Source organism: Spirillospora sp. NPDC049652 (genome assembly GCF_040675125.1).
Taxonomy (GTDB): domain Bacteria; phylum Actinomycetota; class Actinomycetes; order Streptosporangiales; family Streptosporangiaceae; genus Spirillospora.
Map to the genome: position 1 here is coordinate 1 of NZ_JBFAOF010000538.1, position 4,941 is coordinate 4,941.

Consider the following 4,941-nt stretch of genomic DNA (forward strand, 5'->3'; position numbering starts at 1 on the left):
CGCGGCCGCGCCGAGCGTCTGCGGCGCGGCGACCGAGGTCGGCGCGGTCGGCAGGTGCTCCAGCGAGATCGGCACGCCGTTGCGGGCGGCGACGTAGGTGACCGAGCCGATGCCGCTCAGGATCGCGATGATCACGAACAGCACCTCCACCAGCCGGGTGGTGCCGGTGACCAGGTCCCCGGCGATGCCGTCCTGCATGGAGACCACCAGCGCGCGGCCGGGGATCAGCGCGATGACGACGCCGATGATGACCGTCCCGGACCGCACCGGCGCGTCGGTCGCGACCAGCAGGACCGTCACCAGCGTCCCGATCGCGGCGGCCAGCGCCATCTGGAAGAAGTCGGTGATGCCGCGGCGGCCGAGCAGCGCGCCCGTCCGGTCGCCCAGGATCGTCGCCACGAACGCCGCCAGCGCCGCGAACCCGTCGCCGCCGACCAGCACGGCGCCCGCCGCGCCCAGCACCGACAGCGCGACCGCCTGCGCCCACGCGGGGTAGGCCGTCGGACGCCCGATGATGTCGCTGAGCCGGAACTTGGCCTGCTGGAAGCCGAGCAGCCCCGACGCGGCCTCGCGGACCAGATCGTCCACCGCGACGAGCCGGGTGTAGTTCGGCGTCCGCCGCCGCACCCGCCGCTCGGCCGTCACCGGCGGACGGTCGCCGCGCGGCATGTAGGACATCCCCACGGCGGCGAGCGTCACGTTGTTCTCGGTGTGCGGAAGGCCGTACGCGCGGGCGATGCGGGCCATGGCGAGGTCCACCGACTCGGCGGTGTCGCCGCCCGCGAGCATCAGCTCGCCGACCCGCAGCGCCAGGTCGAGCGTGGCGTAGGCGTCGGTCCCGACGCCGGGCTCGCGCCCGCCGCGCAGCGCCGCCTCCATCGCGGCCAGCGGGTTCTCGCCGGTGCGGGTCCCGGCCGGTTCCGTCCAGGACGGCTCGTCCCCGTCGAGCCCGTGGCGTTCGTCGCCGTTCCCGGACGCCTCGGCCTCGGCGGCGTTGGCTTCGGCGGGGTCGGCCTCGGCGGGGTCGCGGGCCTCGCCGTACTCCTCGTCCACTGACCCCCCGGGCTCCGCTGCGACCTGCGGTGACGCTAAGGCGCGGGGCCGGGGCGGAGGCGCCGGGACGCGGGGAGGCGACCGACTCTTTGCCCGCGCATGAGCGGCGACCGGCGCACCGCGCCGACTCTGCGGCGGATGTGGCGGTTGAGCTGGTATTGCCGGGTGAGTCGGCGGTGGTGTAGCTACTGGAAGCGCTTATCAGTACCCGTTTACTTCTTGGACCATCGGAGTTCCCCCCATGCCACGTGCTCCCCGCCGGGGCGCCGCCGTCGCGGCGACCGCGCTCACCGCAGCCCTGCCGCTGGCCGTCGCCGTGCCCGCCCACGCCGACGGCGCGCCCGCGCCCCGGACCGTGAAGCTCGCCTCGTTCGACGGTGTGCGCATCACGACCAACTTCTTCCCGGCCAAGGGGCTCGCGGCGGGCGGCAAGGCCCCGACCGTCCTGCTCGGCCAGGGCTGGGGCGGACGCGCCGAGACCGACCCGGCCAAGGGCCAGCTCGCGCTGCTCACCTCCGCCGGGTACAACGTGGTGACCTGGAACGCGCGCGGCTTCGGCTCCGAGGGCGCGGCCAACGTGGACACCCCGGCCGTCGAGGGCCGCGACGTCATGAAGATCATCGACTGGACGGCCGCGCAGCCCGAGGCGGCGCTCGACCGGCCCGGCGACCCCCGGCTCGGCATGGCGGGCGGCAGCTACGGCGGCGGCATCCAGCTCGTCGTCGCCGGCATGGACCGCCGGGTGGACGTCATCACCCCGACCATCGCCTTCCAGAGCGTCGAGCGCAGCCTCTACCGGGACGAGGTCTACCGGGCGGGCTGGGGCGCCCTGCTGTGCCTCGGCGGCGTCGTGAACGGGAACCGGGTGGCCGGGAAGGTGCTGGAGGGCTGCGCGTCCGGGGCGCTGACCGGCAAGCTGTCGCCGTCGGTCCAGAAGTGGTTCATGCAGGCCGGGGCGGGCGCGCTGGTCGACCGCATCCGCATCCCCACCCTCGTCATGCAGGGCACCGTCGACACGCTGTTCACGCTGCGCGAGGGCCTGTCGTTCTACCGCCCGATCAAGGCGAACGGCGCGCCGGTGAAGATGATCTGGTTCTGCGGCGGGCACGGCACCTGCTCCACCAAGGCCGGATCGGCCGACCACCTGGCCAGGGCGACGCTCGCCTGGTTCGCCCGCTACCTCAAGCGGGACGCCTCGGTGGACACCGGCGCTGGCTTCGAGTACATCGACCAGGACGGCGTGTACCGGACCGCCCGGTCCTACCCGGCTCCGGCCCGGCCGGCGCTGCGCGCGACCGGCAATGGGCATCTGAACCTGAGCCCGCTGGACGGTTCCGGCACCCAGACGGTGGCGCAGCCCGCCAAGAACGCGCTGACCGTCGCGATCCCCGGACCGAAGTCCGACGGGCAGGCGGTCGGCGTCCCGCACCTCAAGCTCACCTACCAGGGCCGCGCGCTGCACGCGAAGACCGCCGTCTACGCCCAGATCGTCGACCTGGACACCGGCCTGGTCGTCGGCAACCAGGCCACCCCGGTCCCGATCACCCTGGACGGCCGCCGCCGCACGGTCGACCGGGACCTGGAGGCCGTGTCCTGGAAGACGGGCCCGGGCCGCCGGCTCGCGCTCCAGCTCACGCCCGGCACCGCCCTGTTCACCCCGCAGAAGGCGTTGGGCTGGATGGACGCGGCGAAGGTCGCGCTCACCGTCCCGACCGTCCAGCCGGGGCCCGTGGCGGACTACTGACCGCCCGAGGGGCGCAGGCGCTCACCGGTGCGGAGGCGGTCCAGGCCGAGCCAGATGAACTCGACCGCCATCGCCTCCGCCCGGTCGCGCGGGGTGTCGGGGTGCTCCAGCCACCACGACACCATCGACAGCATCGACCCGTACATCAGGGGGACGAGCAGCCGGGCGCGGTGCTCGTTGGCCGCGAGCGCGGCGGGGGACAGCGCCGGGTCGGCGCGGCGGCGGATCAGCAGCAGCCCGGCGAACGACGCGCCGAGCCGGTCGCGCAGCCCGCGCAGGCCCGGCCCGACCTCCGGCTTGTCCAGGTGCCGGATGACCAGAGCCCAGGCGTCCGGCTCGTCGGTGGCGTAGTCGAACAGCACCCGCACCATCGCGCGGATCCGGTCGACCGAGTCGTCCTCCGCGCGCACCGCGGCGTTCAGCCGTCCGGTCAGCTCGGCGACGACGGAGCCGACGACCTCGGCGAACAGCTCCTCCTTGGACGCGAAGTGCTGGTACAGCAGCGCCTTGGAGACGTCCGCCGCGGCCGCCACGTGCTCCATCTGGGTCAGGTGGTAGCCGCGCCGCCCGAACTCGCGCAGCGCCAGCCCGAGCAGCTGCTCGCGCCTGCGCGCCTGCGGCATGCGCCGCCGCGCGCGGACCTCCTTGCCTGATCCGTCCCCGTCGCGGGCGTCCTCGGCGCGGGCGCTCCCGTCGCGGGCGTCCCCGCGCGGCTCGCCGCCCCCGGTCTCCGCCGCGCGGGCTCCCGCGTCCCCCATGGTGTTCCTCATCCCTGGGTGAACTTACCCAACTCCGCGCGCGCGACCGACCGGACGTGCACCTCGTCGGGGCCGTCGGCGAGCCGCAGCGTGCGCAGCCCGGCCCACATCGCGGCGAGCGGGGTGTCGTCGGAGACGCCCGCGCCGCCGTGCACCTGGATGGCGCGGTCCACGACCTCCAGCGCGACCCGGGGCGCGACCACCTTGATGGCGGCGACCTCGGACCGGGCGGCCTTCACGCCGTGCTCGTCGATCAGCCAGGCGGTCTTCAGGGTGAGCAGGCGGGCCTGCTCGATCGCCATCCGGGACTCGGCGATCTGCTGCCGGACGACGCCCTGCGCGGCCAGCGGCTTGCCGAACGCGACCCGGTCCAGCGCGCGCCGGCACATCAGCTCCAGCGCCCGCTCGGCGATGCCGAGCGCCCGCATGCAGTGGTGGATGCGGCCGGGGCCGAGCCGCGCCTGCGCGATGGCGAAGCCGCCGCCCTCCTCGCCGACCAGGTTCTCCACCGGGACGCGCACGTCGGTGAACCTGATCTCGCAGTGGCCCTCCTGGTCGCGGTAACCGAAGACCGGCAGCGCCCGGACGACCTCGACCCCGGGCGTGTCCATCGGCACCAGCACCATGGACTGCTGCAGGTACGGGTGGCCCTCCGGGTCGGTCTTGCCCATCACGATCATGATCTTGCAGCGCGGGTCGGCGGACCCGGTGATCCACCACTTGCGGCCGTTGATCACGTAGTGGTCGCCGTCGCGCTCGATCCGGGTGGAGATGTTGGTGGCGTCGGAGCTGGCCACGTCCGGCTCGGTCATCGCGAACGCGGACCGGATCTCGCCGGCCAGCAGCGGCTTCAGCCACCGCTCCTTCTGCTCGGGCGTGCCGAACAGGTGCAGCACCTCCATGTTGCCGGTGTCGGGCGCGGAGCAGTTGATCGCCTCGGGGGCCAGCAGCGGGGACCGGCCGGTCACCTCGGCCAGGGAGGCGTAGTCGGTGTTGGTGAGGCCGTGCTCCGGGTCGGTGCTGGCGGGCAGGAACAGGTTCCAGAGCCCGCGCTTGCGCGCCTCGCGCTTCAGCTCCTCGACGACGGCCGGCGGCTCGTGCTCGCGGCCGGCGGCGATCAGCTCGCGGCGCTGCGCGGCGTAGACCGGCTCGGCGGGGTAGACGTGGGCGTCCATGAAGTCCTGCAGGCGGCCGAGGTACTCCTCGGCGCGGGGGCTCAAACCGAAGTCCATGGCGTTATAGTAACTGACGGGTCAGTTACTTACGAGGATGAGGTGCCATGACGGCGTTCGAGGAATCGGCGGACCCCCGCGCGGCCGGTCACGAGGAGAGCCGCACGGGGAGCCGTGCGGGCAGGGTCGCGCTGATCACCGGTGGGGCCAACGG

Annotated in this window: 4 protein-coding genes; 1 reads left to right on the forward strand and 3 read right to left on the reverse strand. The window is 74.0% G+C overall.

Translation table 11 applies throughout. The features are described 5' to 3' along the window. The coding region (locus AB0J52_RS27215) for a threonine/serine exporter family protein (protein WP_500185169.1) at positions 1–1,053 on the reverse strand (1,053 nt) is incomplete at its 3' end. Between the two features lie 241 nt (positions 1,054–1,294). On the opposite strand from AB0J52_RS27215, the gene AB0J52_RS27220 reads away from it, so the two are divergent. Continuing rightward, complete coding sequence (locus tag AB0J52_RS27220) at positions 1,295–2,797, forward strand: alpha/beta hydrolase family protein (RefSeq protein ID WP_500185170.1); 1,503 nt, start codon at positions 1,295–1,297, stop codon at positions 2,795–2,797. On the opposite strand, the gene AB0J52_RS27225 is transcribed toward AB0J52_RS27220, so the two are convergent. Together AB0J52_RS27225 and AB0J52_RS27230 are read right to left on the reverse strand one after the other, a co-directional pair. Next, entirely contained in the window at positions 2,791–3,555 is a 765-nt protein-coding gene (locus tag AB0J52_RS27225) for a TetR/AcrR family transcriptional regulator (protein ID WP_500185172.1), read from the reverse strand. The two genes, AB0J52_RS27220 and AB0J52_RS27225, sit on opposite strands and share 7 nt — an antisense overlap. A gap of 8 nt (positions 3,556–3,563) precedes the next feature. Next, positions 3,564–4,787, reverse strand: coding sequence for an acyl-CoA dehydrogenase family protein (locus AB0J52_RS27230; protein ID WP_500185174.1), 1,224 nt, complete (start codon positions 4,785–4,787; stop codon positions 3,564–3,566). Positions 4,788–4,941 lie beyond the last annotated feature (154 nt).